24 protein-coding genes are annotated in these 26,447 nt (G+C 60.6%); 18 read left to right on the top strand and 6 right to left on the bottom strand.

Annotated elements, in window-relative coordinates; translation table 11 throughout:
* Positions 1-239: 239 nt before the first annotated feature.
* Positions 240-1,529 (bottom strand): citrate synthase, encoded by a 1,290-nt coding sequence (gene gltA / locus J4D28_RS04455; RefSeq protein ID WP_009047765.1) that lies wholly within the window; start codon positions 1,527-1,529, stop codon positions 240-242.
* A 351-nt stretch (positions 1,530-1,880) separates the two neighbouring features.
* Here gltA and sdhC point away from each other — a divergent pair, with 351 nt between their 5' ends.
* From sdhC to J4D28_RS04395, 12 genes are all read left to right on the top strand, one after another.
* Positions 1,881-2,267: a succinate dehydrogenase, cytochrome b556 subunit gene (gene sdhC, locus J4D28_RS04450; protein ID WP_169915034.1), complete on the top strand. Its 387-nt coding sequence runs from the start codon at positions 1,881-1,883 to the stop codon at positions 2,265-2,267.
* Positions 2,261-2,629, top strand: coding sequence for a succinate dehydrogenase, hydrophobic membrane anchor protein (sdhD, locus tag J4D28_RS04445; protein ID WP_007931497.1), 369 nt, complete (start codon positions 2,261-2,263; stop codon positions 2,627-2,629). The genes sdhC and sdhD overlap by 7 nt, the downstream gene beginning before the upstream one ends.
* 3 nt (positions 2,630-2,632) lie before the next feature.
* The gene (gene sdhA / locus J4D28_RS04440; RefSeq protein ID WP_009047766.1) at positions 2,633-4,405 is read left to right on the top strand and encodes a succinate dehydrogenase flavoprotein subunit; all 1,773 of its coding nucleotides are present in this window, start codon (positions 2,633-2,635) and stop codon (positions 4,403-4,405) included.
* 12 nt (positions 4,406-4,417) lie between these two features.
* Entirely contained in the window at positions 4,418-5,122 is a 705-nt protein-coding gene (locus J4D28_RS04435; protein WP_007931501.1) for a succinate dehydrogenase iron-sulfur subunit, read from the top strand.
* Between the two features lie 278 nt (positions 5,123-5,400).
* Positions 5,401-8,232 carry a 2-oxoglutarate dehydrogenase E1 component gene (locus J4D28_RS04430; RefSeq protein ID WP_009047767.1) on the top strand — a complete coding sequence of 944 codons (2,832 nt, stop codon included), beginning with the start codon at positions 5,401-5,403 and terminating at the stop codon, positions 8,230-8,232.
* Positions 8,233-8,274: 42 nt separating this feature from the next.
* A complete protein-coding gene (gene odhB, locus J4D28_RS04425; RefSeq protein ID WP_009042789.1) occupies positions 8,275-9,495 on the top strand; it encodes a 2-oxoglutarate dehydrogenase complex dihydrolipoyllysine-residue succinyltransferase in 1,221 nt (406 codons plus the stop codon).
* A gap of 112 nt (positions 9,496-9,607) precedes the next feature.
* Positions 9,608-11,044 carry a dihydrolipoyl dehydrogenase gene (gene lpdA / locus J4D28_RS04420; RefSeq protein ID WP_007931507.1) on the top strand — a complete coding sequence of 479 codons (1,437 nt, stop codon included), beginning with the start codon at positions 9,608-9,610 and terminating at the stop codon, positions 11,042-11,044.
* 224 nt (positions 11,045-11,268) lie between these two features.
* Positions 11,269-12,435: an ADP-forming succinate--CoA ligase subunit beta gene (gene sucC, locus J4D28_RS04415; RefSeq protein ID WP_009047768.1), complete on the top strand. Its 1,167-nt coding sequence runs from the start codon at positions 11,269-11,271 to the stop codon at positions 12,433-12,435.
* Complete coding sequence (gene sucD / locus J4D28_RS04410; RefSeq protein WP_007931513.1) at positions 12,435-13,316, top strand: succinate--CoA ligase subunit alpha; 882 nt, start codon at positions 12,435-12,437, stop codon at positions 13,314-13,316. Before sucC ends, sucD begins: the two co-directional genes overlap by 1 nt.
* Positions 13,317-13,675: 359 nt before the next feature.
* The gene (gene brnQ / locus J4D28_RS04405) at positions 13,676-14,989 is read left to right on the top strand and encodes a branched-chain amino acid transport system II carrier protein (protein ID WP_009047769.1); all 1,314 of its coding nucleotides are present in this window, start codon (positions 13,676-13,678) and stop codon (positions 14,987-14,989) included.
* A 177-nt stretch (positions 14,990-15,166) separates the two neighbouring features.
* Positions 15,167-15,904, top strand: coding sequence for a DUF599 domain-containing protein (locus J4D28_RS04400; protein ID WP_009047770.1), 738 nt, complete (start codon positions 15,167-15,169; stop codon positions 15,902-15,904).
* Positions 15,904-16,305, top strand: a complete 402-nt coding sequence (locus J4D28_RS04395) for an MAPEG family protein (RefSeq protein WP_009047771.1) — start codon at positions 15,904-15,906, stop codon at positions 16,303-16,305. Before J4D28_RS04400 ends, J4D28_RS04395 begins: the two co-directional genes overlap by 1 nt.
* A 65-nt stretch (positions 16,306-16,370) precedes the next feature.
* On the opposite strand, the gene J4D28_RS04390 is transcribed toward J4D28_RS04395, so the two are convergent.
* Entirely contained in the window at positions 16,371-16,622 is a 252-nt protein-coding gene (locus J4D28_RS04390) for a hypothetical protein (protein ID WP_009047772.1), read from the bottom strand.
* A 158-nt stretch (positions 16,623-16,780) separates the two neighbouring features.
* On the opposite strand from J4D28_RS04390, the gene J4D28_RS04385 reads away from it, so the two are divergent.
* From J4D28_RS04385 to J4D28_RS04370, 4 genes are all read left to right on the top strand, one after another.
* A complete protein-coding gene (locus J4D28_RS04385) occupies positions 16,781-17,263 on the top strand; it encodes a PaaI family thioesterase (protein WP_009047773.1) in 483 nt (160 codons plus the stop codon).
* Positions 17,260-17,712, top strand: coding sequence for a PaaI family thioesterase (locus J4D28_RS04380; RefSeq protein WP_009047774.1), 453 nt, complete (start codon positions 17,260-17,262; stop codon positions 17,710-17,712). Before J4D28_RS04385 ends, J4D28_RS04380 begins: the two co-directional genes overlap by 4 nt.
* Positions 17,713-17,800: 88 nt before the next feature.
* On the top strand, positions 17,801-19,705 hold the full coding sequence (gene htpG, locus J4D28_RS04375; RefSeq protein ID WP_029526163.1) for a molecular chaperone HtpG: 1,905 nt from the start codon (positions 17,801-17,803) through the stop codon (positions 19,703-19,705).
* 67 nt (positions 19,706-19,772) lie between these two features.
* Positions 19,773-20,501, top strand: a complete 729-nt coding sequence (locus tag J4D28_RS04370) for a dienelactone hydrolase family protein (protein ID WP_016702205.1) — start codon at positions 19,773-19,775, stop codon at positions 20,499-20,501.
* 93 nt (positions 20,502-20,594) lie between these two features.
* Here the strand turns inward: J4D28_RS04370 and J4D28_RS04365 are convergent, their stop codons facing one another.
* The 4 genes from J4D28_RS04365 to J4D28_RS04350 all read right to left on the bottom strand — a co-directional run bounded on the left by J4D28_RS04365 (position 20,595) and on the right by J4D28_RS04350 (position 24,724).
* Entirely contained in the window at positions 20,595-21,773 is a 1,179-nt protein-coding gene (locus J4D28_RS04365) for a PLP-dependent aspartate aminotransferase family protein (protein WP_016702204.1), read from the bottom strand.
* Positions 21,770-23,146, bottom strand: coding sequence for a pyridoxal-phosphate dependent enzyme (locus tag J4D28_RS04360; protein WP_009047778.1), 1,377 nt, complete (start codon positions 23,144-23,146; stop codon positions 21,770-21,772). The genes J4D28_RS04365 and J4D28_RS04360 overlap by 4 nt, the downstream gene beginning before the upstream one ends.
* Before the next feature lie 193 nt (positions 23,147-23,339).
* Positions 23,340-24,245: a pirin family protein gene (locus J4D28_RS04355; protein ID WP_103331290.1), complete on the bottom strand. Its 906-nt coding sequence runs from the start codon at positions 24,243-24,245 to the stop codon at positions 23,340-23,342.
* A 62-nt stretch (positions 24,246-24,307) separates the two neighbouring features.
* A complete protein-coding gene (locus J4D28_RS04350) occupies positions 24,308-24,724 on the bottom strand; it encodes an OsmC family protein (RefSeq protein WP_007931549.1) in 417 nt (138 codons plus the stop codon).
* A gap of 136 nt (positions 24,725-24,860) precedes the next feature.
* Between J4D28_RS04350 and J4D28_RS04345 the strand changes: the two genes are divergently transcribed.
* Positions 24,861-25,862 carry an amidohydrolase family protein gene (locus J4D28_RS04345; RefSeq protein WP_103331291.1) on the top strand — a complete coding sequence of 334 codons (1,002 nt, stop codon included), beginning with the start codon at positions 24,861-24,863 and terminating at the stop codon, positions 25,860-25,862.
* A gap of 112 nt (positions 25,863-25,974) precedes the next feature.
* Entirely contained in the window at positions 25,975-26,439 is a 465-nt protein-coding gene (locus J4D28_RS04340; protein WP_007931553.1) for a DUF3859 domain-containing protein, read from the top strand.
* Positions 26,440-26,447: the final 8 nt, after the last annotated feature.

Raw genomic sequence — 26,447 nt, 5'->3', positions numbered from 1 at the left:
TTTTTATTGGTTCCAGGAATGGGCCGTCCCTTGTAGCCGCTGGCGCAGCCTGCGATCGAGCGCGCAGCGCTCGCAAGCTCTTCAGTGAGAGGGGGATGGAGTTGGCGTTCCATATCCGCTGTGCGGCCGAACACAGGCTGCTACAGGGAAATGGCGGGGGAGGGGAGCATAAACAAATACGGCCTCTATAAAGAGGCCGTATCCGCTGCAGTCAAGACGTTAGCGCAAGGCAACAGGTCTTACTTGCGGTCTTCCAGCTTGGTGATGTCGCGCGACTCGTAGCCGGTGTACAGCTGGCGAGGGCGGCCGATCTTGTAAGGGCTGGAGAGCATTTCTTTCCAGTGCGAGATCCAGCCGACGGTACGCGCCAGGGCGAAGATCACGGTGAACATGCTGGTTGGAATGCCGATGGCCTTGAGGATGATCCCCGAGTAGAAGTCGACGTTCGGGTACAGCGAGCGTTCGATGAAGTACGGGTCGGTCAGGGCGATCTCTTCCAGGCGCATGGCCAGTTCGAGTTGTTTGTCGTGCTTGATGCCCAGCTCTTTCAGCACTTCGTCGCAGGTCTGCTTCATGACGGTGGCGCGTGGGTCACGGTTCTTGTAGACGCGGTGACCGAAGCCCATCAGCTTGAACGGATCGCTCTTGTCCTTGGCCTTGGCGATGAACTTGTCGATGTTCGAGACATCGCCAATTTCGTCGAGCATGGTCAGTACCGCTTCGTTGGCGCCGCCGTGAGCCGGGCCCCAGAGTGCGGCGATACCGGCAGCGATACAGGCGAACGGGTTGGCGCCCGAGGAGCCTGCCAGGCGTACGGTGGAGGTCGATGCGTTCTGCTCGTGGTCGGCATGGAGGATGAAGATCCGGTCCATTGCCTTGGCCAGCACCGGGCTGATCGGTTTGATCTCGCACGGGGTGTTGAACATCATGTGCAGGAAGTTTTCCGCGTACGACAGGTCGTTGCGCGGGTACATCATGGGTTGGCCCATGGAGTACTTGTAAACCATCGCGGCCAGGGTCGGCATCTTGGCAACCAGGCGGATCGCGGAGATTTCGCGATGCTGCGGGTTATTGATGTCCAGGGAGTCGTGGTAGAAGGCCGAGAGGGCACCGACTACGCCGCACATGACGGCCATCGGGTGGGCGTCGCGACGGAAGCCGTTGAAGAAAGTCTTCAGCTGCTCGTGAACCATGGTGTGGTTCTTCACGTTGCTGACGAACTGGGCTTTCTGTTCTGCGGTCGGCAGTTCGCCGTTGAGCAGCAGGTAGCAGGTTTCCAGGTAGTCCGACTTTTCAGCCAACTGTTCGATCGGGTAGCCGCGGTGCAACAGAATGCCGTTGTCGCCGTCGATATAGGTGATTTTCGACTCGCAGGAGGCGGTCGACATGAAACCCGGGTCAAAGGTGAAGCGGCCCGTGGCCGTCAAGCCCCGAACATCGATTACATCGGGACCAACGGTGCCGGTTAAAATGGGCAGCTCGACGGGGGCTGCGCCCTCGATGATCAACTGCGCTTTTTTGTCAGCCATGTGGCCTCCTATTTATGCTTGAAATCATCAGACAGACCCCCCACGCAGGGCCCGCACCACTATAGTGAGATAAATCCGAATGTCAATTTGCCTAAAGTCTTGCCCCAGAAGGCTTTAACCGTACTTTTTCCTCGAAATTCCCCGCCATTTACGCCTTTTATCCGCCTAACGCAATGAGCTATTAGGGGAAGGTGATTGCGTTGTCATTAGTAGCCTAACTGTCTATACTCGGCCACCGACCGCCATGGGCTTTCGGGCCCGGTTTGATGGGGGTCGTCACTCCCTGGGTGGTGGGTACCTGACCAGTGCACTCCCCAACAACTTTGCCCTGATTGTTAGGGGCTCTTCAGTGTGAAAAAAGCCGTGAATAGCCAACGACCTGTAAACCTAGACCTAAGGACCATCAAACTCCCAGTCACTGCTTACACGTCCATCCTTCACCGTATTTCCGGTGTCATCCTCTTTGTGAGCCTTGCCATCATGCTTTATGCATTGGACAAGTCGCTCAGCTCCGAGGAAGGCTTCGGCGAGGTGAAAGCGTGTCTGACCAGTCCGCTAGCCAAGCTAGTGATTTGGGGCATCCTGTCCGCCTTGCTGTATCACTTGGTTGCCGGTGTGCGCCATTTGATCATGGACATGGGCATCGGTGAGACGCTGGAAGGCGGCAAGCTGGGCTCTAAAATCGTTATCGCCGTATCCGTGGTGGTAATCGTTCTGGCAGGAGTTTGGATATGGTAACTAACGTCACGAACCTGTCGCGTTCGGGCCTCTATGACTGGATGGCACAACGTGTGTCTGCGGTCGTTCTCGCGGCTTATTTCATCTTCCTGATCGGATACCTCGTTGCGAACCCGGGCCTTGGCTACGAGCAATGGCACGCACTGTTCTCCAACAACTGGATGCGTATCTTCAGCCTGCTGGCCATGGTTGCTCTGGGCGCTCACGCCTGGGTCGGCATGTGGACCATTTCGACCGACTACCTGACGCCGATGGCGCTGGGCAAATCGGCGACTGCAGTACGTTTCCTTTTCCAGGCAGTATGCGGCGTTGCAATGTTCGCCTACTTCGTCTGGGGTGTGCAGATTCTCTGGGGTATCTGATTCATGGCTAACATTCCAACGATTTCTTTCGACGCCATCATCATTGGTGGCGGCGGCGCCGGCATGCGTGCCGCATTGCAGCTGGCCCAGGGCGGCCACAAGACTGCAGTGATCACCAAGGTGTTCCCGACCCGCTCGCACACTGTGTCGGCTCAGGGCGGCATCACCTGCGCCATCGCGTCGGCCGACCCGAACGATGACTGGCGCTGGCACATGTACGATACCGTCAAGGGTTCCGACTATATCGGTGACCAGGACGCTATCGAATACATGTGTCAGGAAGGCCCGGCCGCGGTTTTCGAACTGGACCACATGGGTCTGCCGTTCTCCCGCACCGAAACCGGTCGTATCTACCAGCGTCCTTTCGGCGGTCAGTCCAAGGATTACGGTAAAGGCGGCCAGGCTGCCCGTACCTGCGCAGCTTCCGACCGTACCGGTCACGCGCTGCTGCACACCCTTTATCAGGGCAACCTGAAAGCCGGCACCACCTTCCTGAACGAGTACTACGCCGTTGACCTGGTGAAGAACCAGGAAGGCGCGTTCGTCGGTGTGATCGCGATCTGCATCGAAACCGGCGAAACCACCTACATCCGCGCGAAAGCCACCGTATTGGCGACCGGCGGCGCGGGTCGTATCTACGCATCCACCACCAACGCCCTGATCAACACCGGTGACGGTGTCGGCATGGCGCTGCGTGCCGGCGTGCCGGTACAAGACATTGAAATGTGGCAGTTCCACCCGACCGGCATCGCCGGCGCCGGTGTACTGGTGACCGAAGGTTGCCGTGGTGAAGGTGGTTACCTGATCAACAAGCACGGCGAGCGTTTCATGGAGCGTTATGCTCCGAACGCCAAGGACCTTGCCGGTCGTGACGTTGTTGCCCGTTCGATGGTTAAAGAAATCATCGCCGGCAACGGTTGTGGTCCGAATGGCGACCACGTGATGCTCAAGCTCGACCACCTGGGCGAGGAAGTGCTGCACAGCCGTCTGCCAGGCATCTGCGAACTGTCCAAGACTTTCGCTCACGTTGACCCGGTGGTTGCTCCAGTACCAGTAGTTCCAACTTGCCACTATATGATGGGCGGCGTGCCGACCAACATTCATGGCCAGGCAATCACCCAGAACGCCGAAGGCGTGGATGAGATCATCCACGGTCTGTTCGCTGTGGGCGAAGTGGCTTGTGTATCGGTTCACGGTGCCAACCGCCTGGGCGGCAACTCGCTGCTCGACCTGGTGGTATTCGGCCGCGCTGCCGGCCTGCACTTGGAAAAAGCCTTGACCGACGGCATCGAATACGATGACGCGACCGACGCCAACATCGAGGCTGCACTGGCACGCCTGAACGCTCTCAACGAGCGTACTGATGGCGAAGATGTGGCTACCCTGCGTCGCGAGCTGCAAAGCTGCATGCAGAACTACTTCGGCGTATTCCGTACCGGCGAATACATGCAGAAGGGCATTGCCCAGCTGGCCGAGCTGCGTACCCGTATCGCCAACGTCAAGATCAACGACAAGTCGCAGGCGTTCAACACTGCCCGTATCGAAGCACTGGAACTGCAGAACCTGCTGGAAGTGGCCGAAGCCACCGCCATCGCTGCCGAAGTGCGCAAAGAGTCCCGCGGCGCTCATGCCCGTGAAGACTTCGAAGACCGCGACGACGAAAACTGGCTGTGCCACACCCTGTACTTCCCGGGTGAGAAGCGCGTTGCCAAGCGTGCCGTTAACTTCTCGCCGAAGACTGTTCCGACTTTTGAACCAAAAGTCCGGACTTACTAAAGGGTGATCGATATGTTGCAAGTCGAAGTTTATCGTTACAACCCTGACACCGACTCCGCGCCGAAAACCCAGGTTTTCCAGGTCGACACCGGTGGCAAGGATCTGATGGTGCTGGACGTACTGGCGCTGATCAAAGAGCAGGACGAAGGTTTCTCCTATCGTCGCTCCTGCCGTGAAGGCGTTTGCGGTTCCGACGGCATGAACATCAACGGCAAGAACGGCCTGGCGTGCATCACGCCGCTGTCTGCCGTGGTAAAGAACAACAAGCTGGTTGTTCGTCCGCTGCCAGGTTTGCCGGTTATCCGTGACCTGGTCGTCGATATGAGCATCTTCTACAAGCAATACGAGAAGGTGAAGCCATTCCTGCAGAACGACACGCCGGCTCCGGCCATCGAACGTCTGCAGTCCCCTGAAGAGCGCGAAAAGCTCGATGGTCTGTACGAGTGCATCCTGTGCGCTTGCTGCTCGACTTCCTGCCCGTCCTTCTGGTGGAACCCGGACAAGTTCCTGGGTCCAGCTGCACTGCTGCAAGCCTATCGCTTCCTGGCAGACAGCCGCGACACCAAGACGTCCGAGCGTCTGGCTTCGCTGGATGATCCGTTCAGCGTATTCCGCTGCCGCGGCATCATGAACTGCGTCAACGTTTGTCCGAAAGGCCTGAACCCGACTAAGGCCATCGGTCACATACGTAACATGCTGCTCTCGAGCGGCGTGTGATTCAGCTGCTGTAACCCAGCTGTGTTGTAAAGGCAGGACCGCTGTACCCGTAGAGGCTACGGCGCAGGCTTCAACCGGCGCCGTAGTTTTAAGCTGAGCAGCAGCTCACAAAGTTGCCGCTCGTATTTTGAAGAAATGAGACAAGCAGGGGCATCCGGGCTGGTACCCGGACTATCAGCGTGATCCTAAGTGGCTTGTTTTGGTCGCTGCACTCGGACTTTTGCAAGTTTGCTCGGTGTCTTCGCCGGTGGTGTTCCCCTAACCGAGGGTGACCAAGCATGCAAGAAAGCGTGATGCAGCGCATGTGGAACAGCGCCTACCTATCCGGTAGTAACGCTGCCTATGTGGAAGAGCTCTACGAGCTCTACCTGCACGACCCTAACGCTGTGCCAGAAGAGTGGCGCACTTACTTCCAGAAGTTGCCTACCGACGGCAGCACTGCCATCGATGTTTCGCACTCGACAATCCGCGATCATTTCGTGTTGCTGGCAAAGAACCAGCGCCGCGCCCAGCCGGTATCCGCCGGTAGCGTGAGCAGCGAGCACGAGAAGAAGCAAGTTGAAGTGCTGCGATTGATCCAGGCCTACCGTATGCGTGGCCACCAGGCAGCCCAGCTTGACCCGCTGGGGCTGTGGCAGCGTCCTGCACCTGCAGACCTGTCAATCAATCATTACGGCTTGACCAATGCCGATCTTGATACGACCTTCCGTGCCGGCGACCTGTTCATCGGCAAAGAGGAAGCGAGCCTACGCGAAATTCACGAAGCGTTGCAGCAGACATATTGCCGCACCATCGGCGCTGAATTTACGCACATCACCGATTCCGAGCAGCGCCAGTGGTTCCAGCAGCGTCTGGAAAGCGTGCGCGGCCGTCCGACCTACTCCACGGATATCAAGGGTCACCTGCTCGAGCGCGTCACCGCAGCTGAAGGCCTCGAAAAATACCTGGGCACCAAGTACCCGGGCACCAAGCGTTTCGGCCTGGAAGGCGGCGAAAGCCTGATCCCGATGCTCGACGAGCTGATCCAGCGTTCCGGTTCCTACGGCACCAAGGAAGTCGTGATCGGCATGGCCCACCGTGGTCGCCTCAACGTCCTGGTCAACACCTTCGGCAAGAACCCGCGCGAGCTGTTCGACGAGTTCGAAGGCAAGAAGAAGGTCGAGCTGGGCTCCGGTGACGTGAAATACCACCAGGGCTTCTCGTCCAACGTGATGACCACCGGCGGTGAAGTTCACCTGGCCATGGCCTTCAACCCGTCCCACCTGGAAATCGTTTCGCCAGTGGTCGAGGGTTCGGTGCGCGCCCGCCAGGATCGTCGCAACGACCAGACCGGTGACAAGGTTCTGCCAATCTCCATCCACGGTGACGCTGCATTCGCAGGTCAAGGCGTGGTGATGGAAACCTTCCAGATGTCGCAGACCCGCGGTTTCAAGACCGGCGGTACCGTGCACATCGTGATCAACAACCAGGTCGGTTTCACCATCAGCAACCCGCTGGACTCGCGTTCCACCGAGTACGCCACCGACGTCGCGAAAATGATCCAGGCGCCGATCCTCCATGTGAATGGTGATGATCCGGAAGCCGTACTGTTCGTGACCCAGCTGGCCATCGACTACCGCATGCAGTACAAGCGCGATGTGGTGATCGACCTGGTCTGCTACCGTCGTCGCGGCCACAACGAAGCGGACGAGCCAAGCGGCACCCAGCCTCTGATGTACCAGCAGATCGCCAAACAGCGCACCACCCGTGAGCTGTATGCCGATCGTCTGGTCCAGGCCAACGTGCTCGACGCCGAGCGTGTTCAGGCGAAAGTCGACGAATACCGCAACGCGCTGGACAACGGCCTGCACGTCGTGAAGAGCCTGGTCAAAGAGCCGAACAAAGAGCTGTTCGTGGACTGGCGTCCATATCTGGGCCACGCCTGGACTGCGCGTCACGACACCACCTTCGATCTGAAGACCCTGCAGGAACTGTCCGCCAAGCTGCTGGAGCTGCCGGAAGGCTTCGTGGTTCAGCGCCAGGTCGCGAAGATCTACGAAGACCGTCAGAAGATGCAAGCCGGCGGCCTGCCGATCAACTGGGGTTATGCCGAAACCATGGCATACGCGACCCTGGCGTTCGAAGGTCACCCGATCCGCATGACCGGCCAGGACATCGGCCGCGGTACGTTCTCGCACCGTCATGCGGTCCTGCACAACCAGAAAGACGCCAGCACCTACATTCCGCTGCAGCACCTGTACGAAGGCCAGCCACGTTTCGATCTGTACGATTCGTTCCTGTCCGAAGAAGCCGTACTGGCGTTCGAATACGGTTACTCGACCACCACGCCAAACGCGCTGGTGATCTGGGAAGCCCAGTTCGGCGACTTCGCCAACGGTGCCCAGGTGGTGATCGACCAGTTCATCACCAGTGGCGAGCACAAGTGGGGCCGTCTCTGCGGTCTGACCATGCTGCTGCCGCACGGTTATGAAGGTCAGGGTCCGGAGCACTCTTCGGCTCGTCTGGAGCGTTACCTGCAGTTGTGCGCCGAGCACAACATCCAGGTCTGCATGCCGACCACCCCGGCCCAGATCTACCACCTGCTGCGTCGTCAGGTGATTCGCCCGCTGCGCAAGCCGCTGGTGGTCCTGACTCCGAAATCGCTGCTGCGTCACAAACTGGCCATCTCGACCCTGGAAGATCTGGCGGAAGGTTCGTTCCAGACCGTTATTCCGGAAATCGATGCCCAGGATCCAAAAGGCGTGAATCGTCTGGTTCTGTGCAGCGGCAAGGTCTACTACGACCTGCTGGAAAAACGCCGTGCCGAAGGCCGCGACGACATCGCCATCGTGCGTATCGAGCAACTGTACCCGTTCCCTGAGGACGACTTGAACGAAGTCCTGGCTCCGTACACCAACCTCAAACATGTCGTTTGGTGTCAGGAAGAGCCGATGAACCAGGGTGCCTGGTACTGCAGCCAGCACCACATGCGCCGCATCGTTGGTAATCACGACAAGTCGCTCGTACTCGAGTACGCGGGCCGTGAAGCCTCGGCTGCACCTGCATGCGGTTACGCATCGATGCACGCCGAGCAGCAGGAAAAACTGCTGCAAGATGCTTTCACTGTTTAACGCCTTCGCGCACCTGAAACCGAATTTAAGGAACCACAGATAATGGCTATCGAGATCAAAGCCCCCACTTTCCCGGAATCGGTTGCCGATGGCACCGTTGCCACCTGGCACAAAAAACCGGGCGACGCCGTCAAGCGCGACGAACTGATCGTCGACATCGAAACCGACAAGGTCGTGCTGGAAGTTCTGGCCACCGCTGACGGCGTGCTGGGCGCTATCGTCAAGAACGAAGGCGATACCGTTCTGTCCGACGAAGTACTGGGCTCCATCGCTGAAGGCGCTGCCGCTGCCGCTGCTCCAGCCGCTGCCGCACCAGCTGCCGCTCAGGCCGCAGCGCCTGCCGCCGAAGGCGAAGACGATCCAATCGCTGCTCCAGCCGCGCGCAAGCTGGCTGAAGAGAACGGCATCAACATCGCCTCCGTTGCCGGTACCGGCAAAGGCGGTCGTGTGACCAAGGAAGACGTGGTTGCAGCCGTTGCTGCCAAGAAAGCCGCTCCGGCTGCCGCGCCTGCCAAGGCTGCTGCTCCAGCCGCCGCTGCTCCGGTATTCGCTGCCGGCGACCGCGTCGAGAAGCGCGTTCCAATGACCCGTCTGCGTGCCAAGGTTGCCGAGCGTCTGGTCGAAGCCCAGTCGAACATGGCGATGCTGACCACTTTCAACGAAGTCGACATGACCGAAGTCATGGCCCTGCGTTCGAAGTACAAGGATCTGTTCGAGAAGTCCCACAACGGCGTACGCCTGGGCTTCATGTCGTTCTTCGTCAAGGCTGCCACCGAAGCGCTGAAGCGTTTCCCGGCGGTCAACGCCTCGATCGACGGCTCCGACATCGTTTACCACGGCTACGCCGACATCGGTGTTGCCGTCTCCAGCGACCGCGGTCTGGTGGTTCCGGTTCTGCGTAACGCCGAACTGATGAGCCTGGCTGAAATCGAAGGCGGCATCGCCACCTTCGGCAAGAAAGCCCGTGACGGCAAACTGTCGATGGAAGAAATGACCGGCGGTACTTTCACCATCACCAACGGTGGTACTTTCGGTTCGATGATGTCGACTCCGATCGTCAACCCGCCGCAAGCGGCGATCCTGGGCATGCACAACATTCTGCAGCGTCCTATGGCGATCAACGGTCAGGTGGTTATCCGTCCGATGATGTACCTGGCTCTGTCCTACGATCACCGTTTGATCGACGGCAAAGAAGCAGTGACCTTCCTGGTTACCATCAAGAACCTGCTGGAAGACCCGGCTCGTCTGCTGCTGGATATCTGATTTCGTAGCATGGGCCGATCAGCGATGATCGGCCTTTCGCCGAAACGAACAGCTTCGTCCCACGACGGCCTCCACAAGAGGCCGTCCGGTTTGATTCGAGAAGGAATGACACATGACTCAGAAATTCGACGTGGTAGTGATTGGCGCAGGCCCTGGCGGCTATGTAGCTGCCATTAAAGCTGCGCAACTCGGCCTCACGACTGCCTGCATCGAGAAATATACCGACAAGGAGGGCAAGCTGGCCCTCGGCGGTACTTGCCTGAACGTCGGCTGCATCCCTTCCAAGGCGCTGCTGGACAGCTCCTGGAAATTCCACGAAGCCCAAGACGGTTTCGCGATCCACGGTATCAGCCACGCTGGCGTGTCCATGGACGTGCCTGCGATGGTCGGCCGCAAAGCCAACATCGTGAAAAACCTGACCAGCGGTGTTGCCACCCTGTTCAAGGCCAACGGCGTGACCTCCATCCAGGGCCACGGCAAACTGCTGGCCGGCAAGAAAGTCGAAGTCACCAAGCCAGACGGCTCGGTGGAAGTGATCGAAGCCGAGAACGTCATCCTGGCGCCAGGCTCCCGTCCAATCGACATTCCACCGGCTCCGGTCGATCAGAAAGTGATCGTCGACTCCACCGGCGCCCTGGAATTCCAATCCGTACCAAAACGCCTGGGCGTGATCGGCGCTGGCGTGATCGGTCTGGAACTGGGTTCGGTATGGTCCCGTCTGGGCGCTGAAGTGACTGTCCTGGAAGCCCTGGACACCTTCCTGATGGCTGCCGACACCGCCGTCTCCAAGGAAGCGCTGAAAACCCTGACCAAACAGGGTCTGGACATCAAGCTGGGCGCTCGCGTCACCGGCTCCAAGGTCAACGGCGAAGAAGTGGTCGTGACCTACACCGATGCCAACGGCGAACAGAACATCACTTTCGACAAGCTGATCGTAGCCGTTGGTCGCCGTCCGGTGACCACTGATCTGCTGGCTGCCGATTGCGGCGTGACCCTCGACGAGCGCGGTTTCGTGCACGTTGACGATCACTGCGCCACCACCGTACCGGGCGTTTACGCGATCGGCGACGTGGTTCGCGGCATGATGCTGGCTCACAAGGCCTCGGAAGAGGGCATCATGGTCGTCGAGCGCATCAAGGGCCACAAGGCTCAGATGAACTATGACCTGATCCCTTCGGTTATTTATACTCACCCGGAAATCGCGTGGGTTGGCAAGACCGAGCAGGCCTTGAAAGCTGAAGGCGTTGAAGTTAACGTCGGCACCTTCCCGTTCGCAGCCAGCGGCCGTGCCATGGCAGCCAACGACACCGGTGGTTTCGTAAAAGTCATCGCTGATGCCAAGACTGACCGCGTACTGGGCGTCCACGTGATCGGCCCAAGCGCGGCGGAGCTGGTTCAGCAAGGTGCGATCGGCATGGAATTCGGCACCAGCGCCGAAGACCTGGGCATGATGGTTTTCTCCCATCCGACCCTGTCCGAAGCGCTGCACGAAGCAGCACTGGCAGTGAATGGCGGCGCCATCCACATCGCCAACCGCAAAAAGCGTTAAGACAATAAGAAACCACGGCGGATTGCCCGTCGTGAGCCTTGCGAGCAAGACTCACCGCGGAACGTCCGCTGGACTCGACCTCACGGGAATCTTCAGGCGTCGTGCCGCAGCCCAGGTTGCGGAGGCGGGGCAGGGGAGTCCGGTGGGGAGCGGTCACAGGTGGCGCGGCACTCATCAAGAGCGCAGCGCCGAATGCGCAGTACCTAACGAAGACGGTAAAAAGCATGAATCTTCACGAGTATCAGGGTAAGCAGCTGTTCGCTGAATACGGCCTGCCAGTATCCAAAGGCTACGCGGTAGACACCCCGGAAGAAGCAGCAGAAGCTTGCGACAAGATCGGCGGCTCCGAGTGGGTTGTCAAAGCCCAGGTTCACGCCGGTGGTCGCGGTAAAGCGGGCGGCGTAAAGCTGGTTCGCAGCAAAGAAGACGCTAAAGCATTCGCTCAACAGTGGTTGGGCAAGCGTCTGGTGACTTACCAGACTGACGCCAATGGTCAGCCAGTCACCAAGATCCTGGTTGAATCGTGCACTGATATCGCTAAAGAGCTGTACCTGGGCGCTGTCGTCGACCGTTCGAGCCGTCGCATCGTGTTCATGGCTTCCACCGAAGGTGGCGTGGACATCGAGAAAATCGCTCACGACACTCCAGAAAAAATTCTCAAAGCCACTATCGATCCACTGGTTGGCGCTCAGCCATTCCAGGGGCGCGAGCTGGCTTTCCAGCTGGGCCTGGAAGGCAAGCAAGTTGCCCAGTTCGCCAAGATCTTCGTAGGCCTGGCCAAACTGTTCCAGGACCACGATCTGGCTCTGCTGGAAGTGAACCCGCTGGTGATCAAGGCTGATGGCGATCTGCACTGCCTGGACGCGAAGATCAACATCGACGCCAACGCTATGTACCGTCAGCCTAAGCTGAAGACTTTCCACGATCCGTCGCAGGACGATCCGCGCGAAGCGCACGCTGCCAAGTTCGAACTGAACTACGTGGCCCTGGAAGGCAACATCGGCTGCATGGTCAACGGTGCCGGCCTGGCCATGGGTACCATGGACATCGTCAACCTGCACGGCGGCAAGCCAGCCAACTTCCTCGACGTAGGTGGTGGCGCTACCAAAGAGCGCGTGACCGAAGCCTTCAAGATCATCCTGTCCGACACCAACGTCGCTGCAGTACTGGTCAACATCTTCGGCGGCATCGTTCGTTGCGACATGATTGCCGAAGGCATCATCGGTGCAGTGAAAGAAGTCGGCGTGAAAATCCCGGTTGTTGTTCGCCTTGAAGGCAACAACGCTGAACTGGGCGCTAAAGTACTGGCAGAAAGCGGCTTGAACATCATCGCTGCTACCAGCCTGACCGACGCTGCTCAACAAGTTGTCAAAGCTGCGGAGGGCAAATAATGAGCGTCCTGATCAATAAAGACACCAAAGTTATCTGCCAGGGTATTACCGGTTCGCAAGGTAGTTTCCACACCCAGCAAGCCATCGAATACGGCACCAAGATGGTTGGCGGCGTAACTCCGGGCAAAGGCGGCACCGAGCACCTGGGCCTGCCTGTCTTCAACACCGTGAAAGACGCTGTAGCTGCCACTGGCGCCACCGCCAGCGTGATCTACGTTCCAGCTCCTTTCTGCAAGGACTCCATCCTGGAAGCGGCTTTCGGCGGCATCAAGCTGATCGTCTGCATCACCGAAGGCATTCCTACCCTGGATATGCTGGATGCCAAGGTCAAGTGCGACGAGCTGGGTGTTACCCTGATCGGCCCTAACTGCCCAGGCGTGATCACTCCAGGCGAATGCAAGATCGGCATCATGCCAGGTCACATTCACTTGCCAGGCAAGGTCGGTATCGTTTCCCGTTCCGGTACCCTGACTTACGAAGCCGTCAAGCAGACCACTGACGCCGGTTTCGGTCAGTCCACCTGCGTCGGCATCGGTGGTGACCCGATCCCGGGCTCCAACTTCATCGACATCCTGAAGCTGTTCCAGGAAGACCCGAAGACCGAAGCGATCGTGATGATCGGCGAAATCGGCGGTTCGGCTGAAGAAGAAGCGGCTGCCTACATCAAGGCTAACGTGACCAAGCCGGTTGTTTCCTACATCGCTGGTGTGACTGCTCCTCCGGGCAAGCGCATGGGCCATGCTGGCGCAATCATCTCTGGCGGCAAAGGCACTGCAGACGAGAAATTCGCTGCTCTGCAAGACGCAGGCGTGAAAACCGTGCGTTCGCTGGCAGACATCGGCAAGGCCCTGGCCGAGCTGACTGGCTGGGCTGTCAAGTAAGCCTCGCGCTTAGCTTGCAACTCTGCTGACAAAGGCCACCTTCGGGTGGCCTTTGTTCGTTAAGAGCAGTTGCAAGCCTCAAGCGGCAAGCTGCAAGAGAAGCTTGTTGCTTGAAACTTGTATCTTGCAGCTGCTTTTAATACGTAAACGCGACACGCAAATGTCGCTTATCGGACAGTTCGCCCTCTAACAGTGCGTTTGTCTTACAAATTCGGTAGGCTAGCCGCCTCTTTTGCGTCTGCGTCCCACAAGGAAGCTGCGCGCTAAACGGGTCAGTCCTATACGGACCGACAGCATTTCCCTCACCCATAAGGGAAATCCCTCTCTAAATTCCGATTCAGTAGTGTGGTATTTCCTTAATGAAAGTGTTGAAAGGCCAGGACATTCTGGCACTGGGTTTTATGACCTTTGCCCTGTTCGTCGGGGCCGGCAATATCATCTTCCCGCCTATCGTCGGCTTGCAGTCCGGACCTAACGTCTGGATCGCGGCGCTGGGCTTTCTGATCACCGCCGTGGGCCTTCCGGTGGTGACCGTCGTTGCGCTGGCCAAGGTCGGCGGGGCGATGGACGCGCTGAGCAGCCCGATCGGCAAAATCGCCGGTGGCCTGCTGGCGGCGGTCTGCTACCTGGCGGTCGGCCCGTTGTTCGCGACGCCGCGTACCGCAACCGTATCCTTCGAAGTCGGCCTGGCGCCGCTGACCGGCGAAAGCCCGCTGGCGCTGTTCCTCTATAGCTCGGCGTATTTCCTGCTGGTGTTTTTCATCTCCCTCTACCCGGGACGCCTGCTGGACACCGTTGGGCGTTTCCTCGCGCCGCTGAAGATCATCGCCCTGGCCGTACTGGGCATCGCCGCGTTCGCCTTGCCGGCCGGTGATATCGGTGTGGCGACTCCCGAATACGTCGCGGCGCCGTTTTCCCAAGGCTTCATCAATGGTTACCTGACCATGGATACCCTGGGCGCACTGGTGTTCGGCATCGTCATCGTCAACGCCATCCGCTCTCGCGGTGTCGAGTCGCCACGCCTGATCACTCGTTACGCGATCATCGCCGGGCTGATTGCCGGCGTCGGCCTGGCGCTGGTGTATGTCAGCCTGTTCCGCCTGGGCTCGGGCAGCCACGAAGTCGCGGTCGGCGCCACCAATGGCGCGGCGGTGCTGCACGCTTATGTGCAACACACTTTTGGCTCCCTGGGCAGCGGCTTCCTGGCCGTGCTGATTTCCCTGGCCTGCCTGGTGACCGCGGTCGGCCTGACCTGTGCCTGCGCCGAGTATTTCAGCCGCGTACTGCCGCTGTCGTACAAGACTCTGGTGATCATCCTGGCGGCGTTCTCGCTGCTGGTGTCCAACCTGGGCCTGACCAAGCTGATCGCTTTCTCCATCCCGGTGCTGACTGCCATCTACCCGCCGTGCATCGCCCTGGTGGCCCTGAGCTTCTGCAAGGACTTCTGGCATGAGCAAGGCCGCATCGTCGGTCCGGTGATGCTGGTGTCCTTCCTGTTCGGCTTGATCGACGCCCTCAAGGGCGCCGGCCTGGCGGACTGGATGCCAACCCAGTTGATGCACCTGCCGCTGAGCGAGCAGGGCCTGGCGTGGCTGGTGCCTTCGGTCATGACCCTGGTAGTCGCTGTAGTCTGCGACCGCCTGCTGGGCAAGCGCAGCGAAGCCCTGGCCTAAACCGCTATCTGCCCGATGCCCGTCACGAGCGGGCACCGAGTAACCATAAAAAAATGCCCCGTATCCAGCGATGCGGGGCATTTTTTATGGGCGAGGGATGGTGTCTTTTTTCCTCGATCAACGTCGAAGCAGTGCCAGTTGTATCCGCACTCTGCCAACGCCTATCCGGGAACCTGCATGTCGTTCGTCGAAGCCAACCTGATCCATCTCATCGCCGCCCTCTGGTTTGTCATCTGCTGGGGTGGCTATACCCGCTACGCCACGTGGAAGGGCCGCGACACCGCGTGCCTGGCCAGCGTGCTGCACCTGTACCGGGAAGACTGGATGCGCCGCATGCTGCTGCGCGACAACCGCATCGCCGACGCCAGCGTGATCGGCAACCTGGAGCGCAATGCCTCGTTCTTCGCTTCCAGCACCCTGATTATCCTCGCCGGTATCCTTACCGTGCTCGGTGCTTCCGAGCGTGCGGTGTCGCTGCTGGCCGACATTCCCATGGTGCAGCAGGCCTCCCAGGGCATGTCGGAGATCAAGCTGCTGTGCCTGGCCCTGGTGTTCGTCTACGCCTTCTTCACCTTCAGCTGGTGCATGCGCCAGTACAACTTCGCCGCCATCCTCGTCGGCTCGGCGCCGATGATCGGTGAGCGACATGTTTCCGAACAGGAGCGAAAAGCCTTTGCCCTGCGGGCTGCGCGGGTGATTTCCATGGCCGCCAACCAGTTCAACTTCGGCCTGCGTTCCTATTACTTCGGCATGAGCATGCTGGCCTGGTTCGTCAGCCCCTGGCTGTTCATGCTGATGAGCGCGGGCGTGGTGCTGGTGCTGTACCGCCGGGAGTTTCATTCCGACGTGTTGGACGTGATGGTCTATACCCCTACAGAGGCGCCATTGCCTGAGGCGAACAAGGAGATAGCCTGATGAGTATCGCGTTCTGGTGTGTGTTTATCAGCGCACTGTTGATTTACGTGGCACGGATGCCGGTGGCCAGGGCCATGAAAGAGCAGGGCGGTTACGACAATCACCTGCCACGCCAGCAACAGGCGCAACTTACGGGATTCGGTGCCCGGGCGCTGGCGGCGCACCAGAACAGCTTCGAAGCCTTCATGTTATTCGCGGTCGGGGTGCTGATGGCCCATACCACCCAGACTCAGGGTTGGTTGATCGATGGGCTGGCGATTGTCTTTGTCATTACGCGGGTTATCTATCTGCTGTGTTATTGGGCGGATCTTGCCTGGCAGCGCAGTCTGGTCTGGTTTATCGGTCTGCTCTGTTCAATGTTGCTGATGCTTAGTCCGATTTTTCGCCGCCTGTTGGCTTAGAGGTTATTCCAGACAAAGTAAAGCCCGCACTAGGCGGGCTTTCTTTTTGCTGCACTAAAACCGGATTAGTTGGTTTTAGGAGCGGCTTCCTTGGCAGCTTCTTCAACAGCTGCTTTGCTCGATTCAACCTGATCTTTGGCTGCATCGACGGTTTCTTTTGCGGCTTCGTTCACTTTATCCTGAGCTTCGTTCAGTTTCTGTTGAGCTTGCTCAGCATGTTGGTTGGCATCTTGAGCTTTGTCCTCGGATTTTTTATCGCAGGCAGCGAGACCGAGGGAAGCGGTCAGCATCAGGGCAATAGCTAAAGTCTTACGCATGGGGTGTTTCTCCTTATTGAAGATATCTTCTGGCCTTTCGAGCATGGCTCTACAGGTTAAGTTCCTTGAAAGCTAAAGATATATAAAGTGCCAGCAATATGGAACTTTTACCTGTCTCGTTAACTGAGCGGTTTTGACATCAACTAGAGAATTGCCTTATGGAGCAAAACCCTGTTTTTGAGCGTGCGACGCGGTTTTTGTCGGCGCTGCGCCATTGCCAGGTATTGGCCATGAGCGTGCACAGCGCTTCAAAAGACGGCATCACCCTGACGCTGCCTTACAGCCCGCAGATAGTCGGCAACCCACAGACCGGAGTGATCCATGGTGGCGCGCTGACCTCGTTGATGGACACCGCTTGCGGCATGGCCACCTTGTGCGTCCTGCCGGAGTTCGAAGTCTGCCCGACCCTGGACCTGCGCATCGATTACATGCATCCGGCGGAACCGGGCAAAAGCGTGTACGGCTTTGCCCAGTGCTATCGGGTGAGCAGCGATGTGATTTTCACCCGCGGTTTTGCCTATCAGGACGATCCCGAGCACCCCGTTGCCCATGTGGTGGGCACCTTCATGCGCATGCGCATGGGCAAGGGCATCAAGGGCAGCAAAGGTTTTGCCGGCGCCATCAAGGGTGAGCAGCCATGAGCGACGATTTCCAGGAACAAGTGCAGCGTGCCCACCAGCAGGGCGATTACGCCGCACTGCTGCAGCTGATTCCCTACGCCAGGCTGATCGGCATCGAGTGTTCGCGACAGGGTGATGAGTTGCTGTTTCGCCTGCCCGCCAACCGCGACAACATCGGCAACCCGTTGCTGCCGGCCCTGCACGGTGGGGTGATCGCCGGTTTCATGGAGCTGGCCGCGGCCCTGCATCTGTTGATTGGCACCGGTTCGCCCGGAGTGCCGAAGATCATCGACTTCTCCCTCGATTATCTGCGGGCCGGGCAGTTTCGCGATACCTATGCCAGGTGCCAGGTCTGCCGCCAGGGCCGGCGGGTGGCGAACGTGGCCATCACCGCCTGGCAGAGCAGCGCGGAGGAGCCGATTGCCACCGCCCGAGCACATTTCAAGCTCGAAGAAAGTCCAGGCCCTTGAAATCTCAGGTCTAGCCCCCAACTCTGTGGACATCCCGCCGTAAGCCCTCCGGGCGCGGCTTATGCCATCTGATTGGAGTTTGATGACCATGAGTGTGGAAACTCAAAAGGAAACCCTGGGCTTCCAGACCGAGGTAAAGCAACTGCTGCACCTCATGATCCATTCGCTGTATTCCAACAAGGAAATCTTCCTTCGCGAACTGATCTCGAACGCCTCTGACGCTGTCGACAAATTGCGCTTCGAAGCCCTGTCCAAGCCTGAGTTGCTGGAAGGTGGCGCGGAGCTGAAAATCCGTGTGAGCTTCGACAAGGACGCCAAGACCGTCACCCTCGAAGACAACGGCATCGGCATGAGCCGGGAAGATGTGATCACCCACCTGGGGACCATCGCCAAGTCCGGCACCGCCGACTTCATGAAAAACCTCACGGGCGACCAGAAGAAGGATTCGCACCTGATCGGCCAGTTCGGCGTGGGCTTCTATTCCGCCTTCATCGTCGCCGACAAGGTCGATGTCTTCAGCCGTCGTGCCGGCCTCGCTGCCAGCGAGGGCGTGCACTGGTCCTCCAAGGGCGAAGGCGAGTTCGAAGTCGCGACCATCGACAAGGCCGACCGCGGCACCCGTATCGTCCTGCACCTGAAGTCCGGCGACGACGAGTTCGCCGATGGCTGGCGCCTGCGCAACATCATCAAGAAGTACTCCGACCATATCGCCCTGCCGATCGAGCTGCCGAAAGAGGCAGCTGCCGCCGAGGGTGAAGAGAAACCTGCGCAGGAATGGGAAACCGTCAACCGCGCCAGTGCCCTGTGGACCCGTCCGCGTACCGAGATCAAGGACGAGGAATACCAGGAGTTCTACAAGCACATCGCCCATGACTTCGAGAATCCGCTGAGCTGGAGCCACAACAAGGTCGAAGGCAAGCTGGAATACAGCTCGCTGCTGTACGTGCCGGCCCGTGCGCCATTCGACCTGTACCAGCGTGAAGCGCCGAAAGGCCTGAAGCTGTACGTGCAGCGCGTGTTCGTGATGGATCAGGCAGAGTCCTTCCTGCCGCTGTACCTGCGCTTCATCAAGGGTGTGGTCGACTCCAACGACCTGTCGCTGAACGTGTCGCGGGAAATCCTGCAGAAAGACCCGATCATCGACTCCATGAAGTCGGCGCTGACCAAGCGCGTGCTGGACATGCTGGAAAAACTGGCGAAGAACGAGCCTGAGCAATACAAGGGCTTCTGGAAAAACTTCGGCCAGGTGATGAAAGAAGGCCCGGCCGAAGACTTTGCCAACAAGGAAAAGATCGCCGGCCTGCTGCGCTTCGCCTCCACCCAGGGCGACGACGGCGAGCAGAATGTTTCCCTGGCCGACTACCTGGCGCGCGCCAAGGAAGGTCAGGACAAGATCTACTACCTCACCGGCGAAACCTACGCGCAGGTCAAGAACAGCCCGCACCTGGAAGTCTTCCGCAAGAAAGGCATCGAAGTGCTGCTGCTGACCGACCGCATCGACGAGTGGCTGATGAGCTACTTGAGCGACTTCGACGGCAAGAGCTTTGTCGACGTGGCGCGTGGTGACCTGGACCTGGGCAACCTGGACTCGGAAGAGGACAAGAAGGCCGCGGAAGAAGTCGCCAAGAGCAAGGAAGGCCTGGTGGAGCGGATCAAGACCGCCCTGGGCGATACCGTCAGCGAAGTGCGGGTTTCCCACCGCCTGACCGACTCCCCGGCGATCCTGGCGATCGGCGAGCAGGACCTGGGCCTGCAGATGCGCCAGATCCTCGAGGCTAGCGGGCAGAAGGTGCCGGATTCCAAGCCGATATTCGAATTCAACCCGGCTCACCCGTTGATCGAGAAACTCGACGGCGAGCAGAGCGACGAGCGCTTCGGCGACCTGTCGCACATCCTCTTCGATCAGGCGGCCCTGGCGGCCGGCGACAGCTTGAAAGACCCTGCCGCCTATGTGCGTCGTCTGAACAAGCTGCTGGTTGAACTGTCGGTTTAACTGCGTTGCATAAAAACCCGCTTCGGCGGGTTTTTTCATTCCGGTGTTTTTGAATCAGGAGTCTGAAATGAGCCAAGTCACTGTTCGTTCCCTGGTCTACCAGATTGATGGTCAAGCCTATGAAAGCCGCCTGGCGTTCGATGCCAGCCAGCAGGGTCCGCGTCCGGGGCTGTTGATGGCGCCGAACTGGATGGGGGTCAGCGCCGGTGCCGAGAAGATCGCCGAGGCGGTGGCCGCCAAGGGGTATGTGGTGCTGATCGCCGACTTGTACGGGCAACAGGTCCGTCCGAGCAACGGCGACGAGGCGGGCGCCGCCATGATGCCGCTGAAGGATGACCGGGCCCTGCTGCGCAAGCGCATGCAGGCGGCCTTCGAGGCGCTGCAAAGCCAGCAGGAAGCCGCGGTGGACAAGGCCAGGCTGGCCACCTTCGGTTTCTGCTTCGGTGGTTGCTGCTCCCTGGAGTTGGCCCGCAGCGGTGCGCCGCTGAAAGCCGCGGTGTCCTTCCACGGCACCCTGGATACGCCGAACCCGGCCGACGCGCGGAACATCAAGGGCTCGGTACTGGTGCTGCATGGCGCCTCCGACCCGCTGGTGCCGAAAGAGCAGTTGCCGGCCTTCGAAGAAGAAATGAATGCCGCAGGCGTGGATTGGCAGTTGCTGAGCTACGGCGGCGCGGTGCATTCCTTCACCGATCCGCACGCCAATGTGCCGGGCATGATGATGTACGACGCCAGGACCGCGGGCCGTGCCTTCACCTCGATGCACAACCTGCTGGATGAAGTGTTCAAGGGCTGAGCCCCGGGAACGACAAGCCCGCCTGGCGATGCAATGCGGCTCTCAGCGAGCCGCCTTGTACGCCAGGCGGGCTTTTTTGTGCCTGTCAGCCATTCAGATCCGCGTCAGCGCCTGGGCCAGGTCGGCGCGCAGGTCCTCGACATCCTCGACCCCCACGGATAAGCGCACCAGCCCATCGCCGATGCCGAGCTGCGCCCGGGTTTCCGCGGGAATGCTGGCGTGGGTCATGATCGCCGGGTGCTCGATCAGGCTTTCCACCCCGCCCAGGCTCTCGGCCAGGGCGAAGATCCGCACGTTCTCGAGAAAACGCTTGGCGCCGGCCAGGTCGCAGTTCAGATCGAGGGAGATCATCCCGCCGAAAGCCTGCATCTGCCGTCGCGCCAGGGCGTGCTGCGGGTGGGACGGCAGGCCCGGGTAGTAGACCCGCGCCACCTGTGGCTGGCGTTCCAGCCATTGCGCCAGCTCCAGGGCGTTGCTGCAGTGGCGTTCCATGCGCAGGGCCAGGGTCTTCACCCCGCGCAGGGTGAGGAAGGCGTCGAACGGCCCGGCGATGGCCCCCACGGCGTTCTGCAGGAAGCCCAGGCGCTCGGCCAGGTCGGGGTTCTGGCCGACCACCGCAATGCCGCCGATCACGTCGGAGTGGCCGTTGAGGTACTTGGTCGTCGAGTGCAGCACGATATCGAAGCCCAGCTCCAGCGGGCGCTGGATCCACGGGCTGGCAAAGGTGTTGTCGGCGACGCAGATGATGCCCCGCGCGCGGCAGATGCGCGCGATGGCGGCGAGATCGGTGAGGCGCAGCAGGGGATTGCTCGGGGTCTCGACCATCACCATCCGGGTGTCGTCCTGCAACGCCGCTTCGAAGGCCGAGAGGTCGGACAGGTCGACGAAGCTGAAGCGATGCCCGGCGCTGCGCCGGCGCACCCGTTCGAACAGGCGGAAGGTGCCGCCATACAGGTCATTGCCGGAAACGATATGCGCGCCGGCGTCGAGCAGTTCGAGCACGCTGGAAATCGCCGCCAGCCCGGAGGCGAAGGCGAAGGCCTGGGTGCCGCCCTCAAGGTCCGCTACGCAGCGTTCCAGCGCCCAGCGCGTGGGGTTGTGCGAGCGCCCGTAGTCCAGGCCCTTGTGCACCCCGGGGCTCTGCTGGGCATAGGTGGAGTTGGCGTAGATCGGCGGCATCAGCGCCCCGGTGGAAGGGTCCGGCGTCTGCCCCGCATGGATTACCCGGGTAGCGAAGGCACGCGGCGCGCCGGTTTCATCCTGTTGACTCATGTTAGCGATCTCCGTAAGTGATTGAGCATGTCGACCCGGGTAATCAAACCGTGGAAGCCCGAGGCGTCGGCGATGATCGCCACGAAGCCACGGTCGAGTTCCGCCTCCAGTTCGGCCAGGCTGGCGCTGGGAGGCAGGGTTTCCAGCTGATCGCTCATGGCGCTGGCCACGGTCTGGCGAAAGTGCGAAGCGTCTTCGTGCACGCCCAGCAGGATGTCCGACTCATCGATCACTCCGACCAGCCGCTGCCCGTCCACCAGCACCGGCAGTTGCGAGACGTCGGCCAGGCGCATGCGCTGGAAGGCGGTGAGCAGGGTGTCGTCCGGCCCTACGCTGATCACCCGGCCGTCCTCGAAGCGCCGCGCGATCAGGTCGCGCAGGTCGCCATAGCGCTTGCGCGCAAGCAGGCCCTGATCGTTCATCCATTGGTCGTTATAGATCTTCGACAGGTAGCGGGTGCCGGTGTCGCAGACGAAGCTGACCACCCGCTTCGGCTTGGTCTGCTCGCGGCAGTAGCGCAGGGCCGCGGCCAGCAGGGTGCCGGTCGAAGAGCCGCCGAGAATGCCCTCGGCGCGCAGCAGCTGGCGGGCGTGCTCGAAGCTTTCCTCGTCGCTGATGGAATAGGCCTTGCGCACGCTGGAAAGGTCGGCAATGGACGGAATGAAGTCTTCACCGATGCCTTCCACGGCCCAGGAGCCGGGCGTATCCAGGGTGCCGCTGCGGCTGTATTCGGCCATCACCGAGCCCACCGGGTCGGCCAGCACCATCTCCAGGTCCGGCTGTACCCGACGGAAGAAACGGGTCAGCCCGGTCAGGGTGCCGGCCGAACCGACGCCGACCACGATGGCGTCCACATCATGTTGGGTCTGGGCCCAGATTTCCGGCGCGGTGCTGCATTCGTGGGCCAGCGGGTTGGCCGGGTTGTTGAACTGATCGGCGAAGAAGGCGTGGGGAATCTCCTTGGTCAGCCGCGCCGCCATGTCCTGGTAGTAGTCGGGGTGGCCCTTGCCGACATCGGAGCGGGTGATGTGCACCTCGGCGCCCATCGCCTTGAGGTGCAGGACCTTCTCGGTGGACATCTTGTCCGGCACCACCAGGACCACCCGGTAGCCCTTGGCGCGGCCGACCAGGGCCAGGCCCAGGCCGGTGTTGCCGGCAGTGGCCTCGACTATGGTGCCGCCGGGGCGCAGGCGGCCGTCGCGTTCGGCGGCGTCGATCATCGCCAGGCCGATACGGTCCTTGATCGAACCTCCGGGGTTTTGCGATTCAAGCTTGAGAAACAGCGTACAGGGGCCGGTATCGAAACGGCTGACACGCACCAGCGGCGTGTTGCCGATCAGTTCGAGCACGGCAGGACGGGAGTCGTTTGGCATGTGGTCACCTCGCTGCGCAACGTTGCGCTGGATGGACAGCGACCCACGGCGAATCATCGCGCGGCGGTCGCAGGCTATGCATCGCTTGGACCATAGGCCGGGATCCGGCTACCCGCAACCGCTCGCGCCGGCCGGTAGCTGGTTGCGCAGCCTGGCGGCAGTAGAGCCTGGGCCAGTACTTGACCTGCCCAGGCTATTGAACGCCCGGCGCTACAGAGGGGGACGGCGAGCCTTTGCCCTTGGGCAGTTCGATTCGTTCGCTTTCCCCCGGCACCGTCGGCCAGTCGCCGGCGGCCCAGCGCTGGCGGGCTTCATCGATACGGGCCGGGTCGCTGGAGACGAAGTTCCAGTTGATCCGCCGTGGACCGTCCAGCGGCGCGCCGCCGAACAGCACGGCGTGGCAGTCGCTGTCGGCGAACAGGGTCGGGGTGGTGCCGGCCGGCAGGATCACCAGCGCATGGGGCTCGACGGGCTCGCCGTCCAGCTGGGCGTCGCCTTCGAGCACGTACAGGGCGCGTTCCTCGTGTTCGGCGGGGATCAGCAGGGTGGTCGCGGTCTGCAGCTGTATTTCGGCATACAGGGTCGGGGAGAGCACCGGGACCGGCGATTCCAGGCAGAAACCGCTGCCGGCGATCATGCGGATCCTGACCCCGAGGTTGTCGCTGACCGGCAGGGTCGCGGCCGGGTGATGGCTGTAGTGCCCCGGGCCTTGTTCATGGGCCTTGGGGGAGGCCAGCCAGACTTGCAGGCCGTGCATGCTGAAATCACTGTCGATCAGCGCCTGCGGGGTGCGTTCGACGTGGGCGATGGCGCTGCCGGCGGTCATCCAGCTGACATCCCCCTGGTTCACCACCTGGTCGGAACCGAGGCTGTCCTTGTGCTGGATCTGCCCCTGGAACAGGTAGGTCAGGGTCGACAGGCCGATATGCGGATGCTGGCGGATATTCATGCCCTTGCCCGCGGGGTAGCGGGTTTGCAGCATGTGATCGAAAAACACGAAGGGCCCCACGCTGCGGCATTGGGCCGAGGGCAGCGGACGCAGGATGGGTTGGCCTTCGACGTCCTCGGCGCGAGGGCGAATCACGAGCGGTGTGTTCATGGTGCATTCCAGGCTGATCGGGTTATGCCCGGGAGCATAACCCGCTTGTGCAGCCCGTGGCGCTATTGGCTGAAGGCGCCTTCGGACAGGTGGGTCTCGATGCTCACCTCGGCGGTGGTCATCAGCTTGTGCACCGGGCAGCGGTCGGCGACGCGATGCAGCTCTTCACGCTGGGCGTCGGTGAGCACGCCTTTGAGGGTCAGTTTGACGTGCAGCGCGTATTTGCCTTTCTGCTCCTGGCTGTTGTCGTGCTTGACCTCGACCGTGACGCCGGTGAGCGGAATCTCTTTTTTCTGCGCGTACAGCTTGAGGGTCAGGGCCTTGCAGGCGCCCAGGGCAGCATCGAAAAAGTCGTGGGGTTCCGGCGCGGAACCTTCGCCGCCCAGGGTCTTGGGCAGGTCGGCGAACAATTGGTGGTCATCGATCTGGATGCTGTGGCGGAAACCTTCGCTGGATTCGGTGTTGACGGTGATAGTCATGACGGACCTCGGGCAGTGAGCAGTCGTTGAAAGGTGGTGCAGTTATAGAGCATTACGCTGGTTGTGCGTTCTCCTTTTTCTGAACCGCCGCCTCCGGGGCAGGGTCTACCCAGCGTGAATCGACAGGAGCCCACCCATGCGCTGGATCTACCTGAGCACCTTGCTGTTGCTGCTGCCGAGCGCCTGGGTCCAGGCCCGCGACTACGCCTACAGCGATGCCCACCTGCATTACGTCGACTTCTTCCAGGAGTCGGCGGGCATGGACAAGCTGCTCAAGGCCATGGCCGACAATCGCATCGAGCATGTGATGATTTCCGGTATCCCGGTGGCCAAGAAATGGCATGAAGACGAACCCAAGCGGCCGCGCTATTACGCCGGCGACGACGCCGATGCCTACTGGTACAGCGCTACCGATGTGATTGTCGCCGCCGCGGTGAATCGCCTGACGCCCGAGCAGCGCCGGCACTTCCATCCGTTCCTGTCGGGCTTCAACCCCAACGACAAGAACTCCGAGGCCCATATCCAGCGCATGCTCGACCTCAATCCGGGGTTGTGGCAGGGCATCGGCGAGGTCTTTACCCGCCACGACGACCTGACCGCGCTGACCTCCGGCGATACGCCACGGGCCAATAACGAGGCGATGACGCGGATCTATCACCTGGCGGCGGAAAACGACCTGCCGGTGATGCTGCATTCCAACATCACCTCCAAGCGCGAAAAGAACCCGCTGTACCTGAGGGAAATCGAAGAGCCGCTGCGCAATCACCCTCACACGCGTTTTATCTGGGCCCACGCGGGCACCAGCATGGAGATCCACCGGCACCAGGTGCAGCTGAGTTTTCTCCTGCCGACCCTGGCGCGGATGCTCGAGTCCTATCCCAACCTGTATATCGACCTGTCCTGGAGCGTGCTCAGGCCGTACCTGCTGGATGAGCAGGGCGTGCCCCGGACGGAGTGGGTAAAGCTGGTGGAACGCTTTCCCGAGCGGTTCATGCTGGGTTCGGACGTTGTCGGGCGATTCAACAAGCTGGGACGGGAAATGCGCAGCTTCGATCCCTTCCTCGATGCCTTGCCGGAGGACGTGGCGCGCAAGGTGGCCCGGGACAACTTCCTCGCCGTGCTGCCGCGCACTCGTTGATCCTGGGTGGCGCCAGTGCGCGGGCGTTGCCAAGGCGCTGGCGATGCAGGTTTGTCATCAGCCTGTCATGCCTGCGTCATAGGCTCGCGCCATCTCAATCAAGGAGCGCGATATGCACCTCACCCGTTTAAGCGCATTGGCGGCGCTGATGATGCTCAGTGGCCTTGCCAGTGCTGAAGTCCGTGTCGAAGGACCGGTGGAATATGGTGTGTTCGAGGGGCCGAAGGCCGCGTTGCAGTCGGGTGAGCGGGTGCTGCGGCGCAGCAACGAGAACATCGAGCAGACCGAGATCGTGCCTGCGCGGCTGGGCACCAAGTTCGGCCTGCGTTATCAGCTGGCCGGCAAGGTGGCCGAGGATGTGCCGCTGACCCTGCTGTATTTCACACCGGGTATCCGCACCCCGGATGGCCAGCGTCACGACAAGCTCGAAGTGACCCAGAAACTGGTGCCGGGCGCGCCGCAGGACATCATGGCCTATGAGTTCACCGAGAGTCATGAGGTGATCCCCGGCGAGTGGCGCTTCATGGTGTTCCAGGGCGACCGTTTGTTGGTCCAGCAGCGTTTTACCGTACGCTGAATCGTTTA

Origin of the sequence: Pseudomonas sp. GW531-T4 (assembly GCF_017349615.1) — a bacterium.
GTDB lineage: Bacteria > Pseudomonadota > Gammaproteobacteria > Pseudomonadales > Pseudomonadaceae > Aquipseudomonas > Aquipseudomonas chlororaphis_I.
Note: the sequence above shows the minus strand (reverse complement) of the source record. Positions and strands in the feature narration are given on the sequence as shown.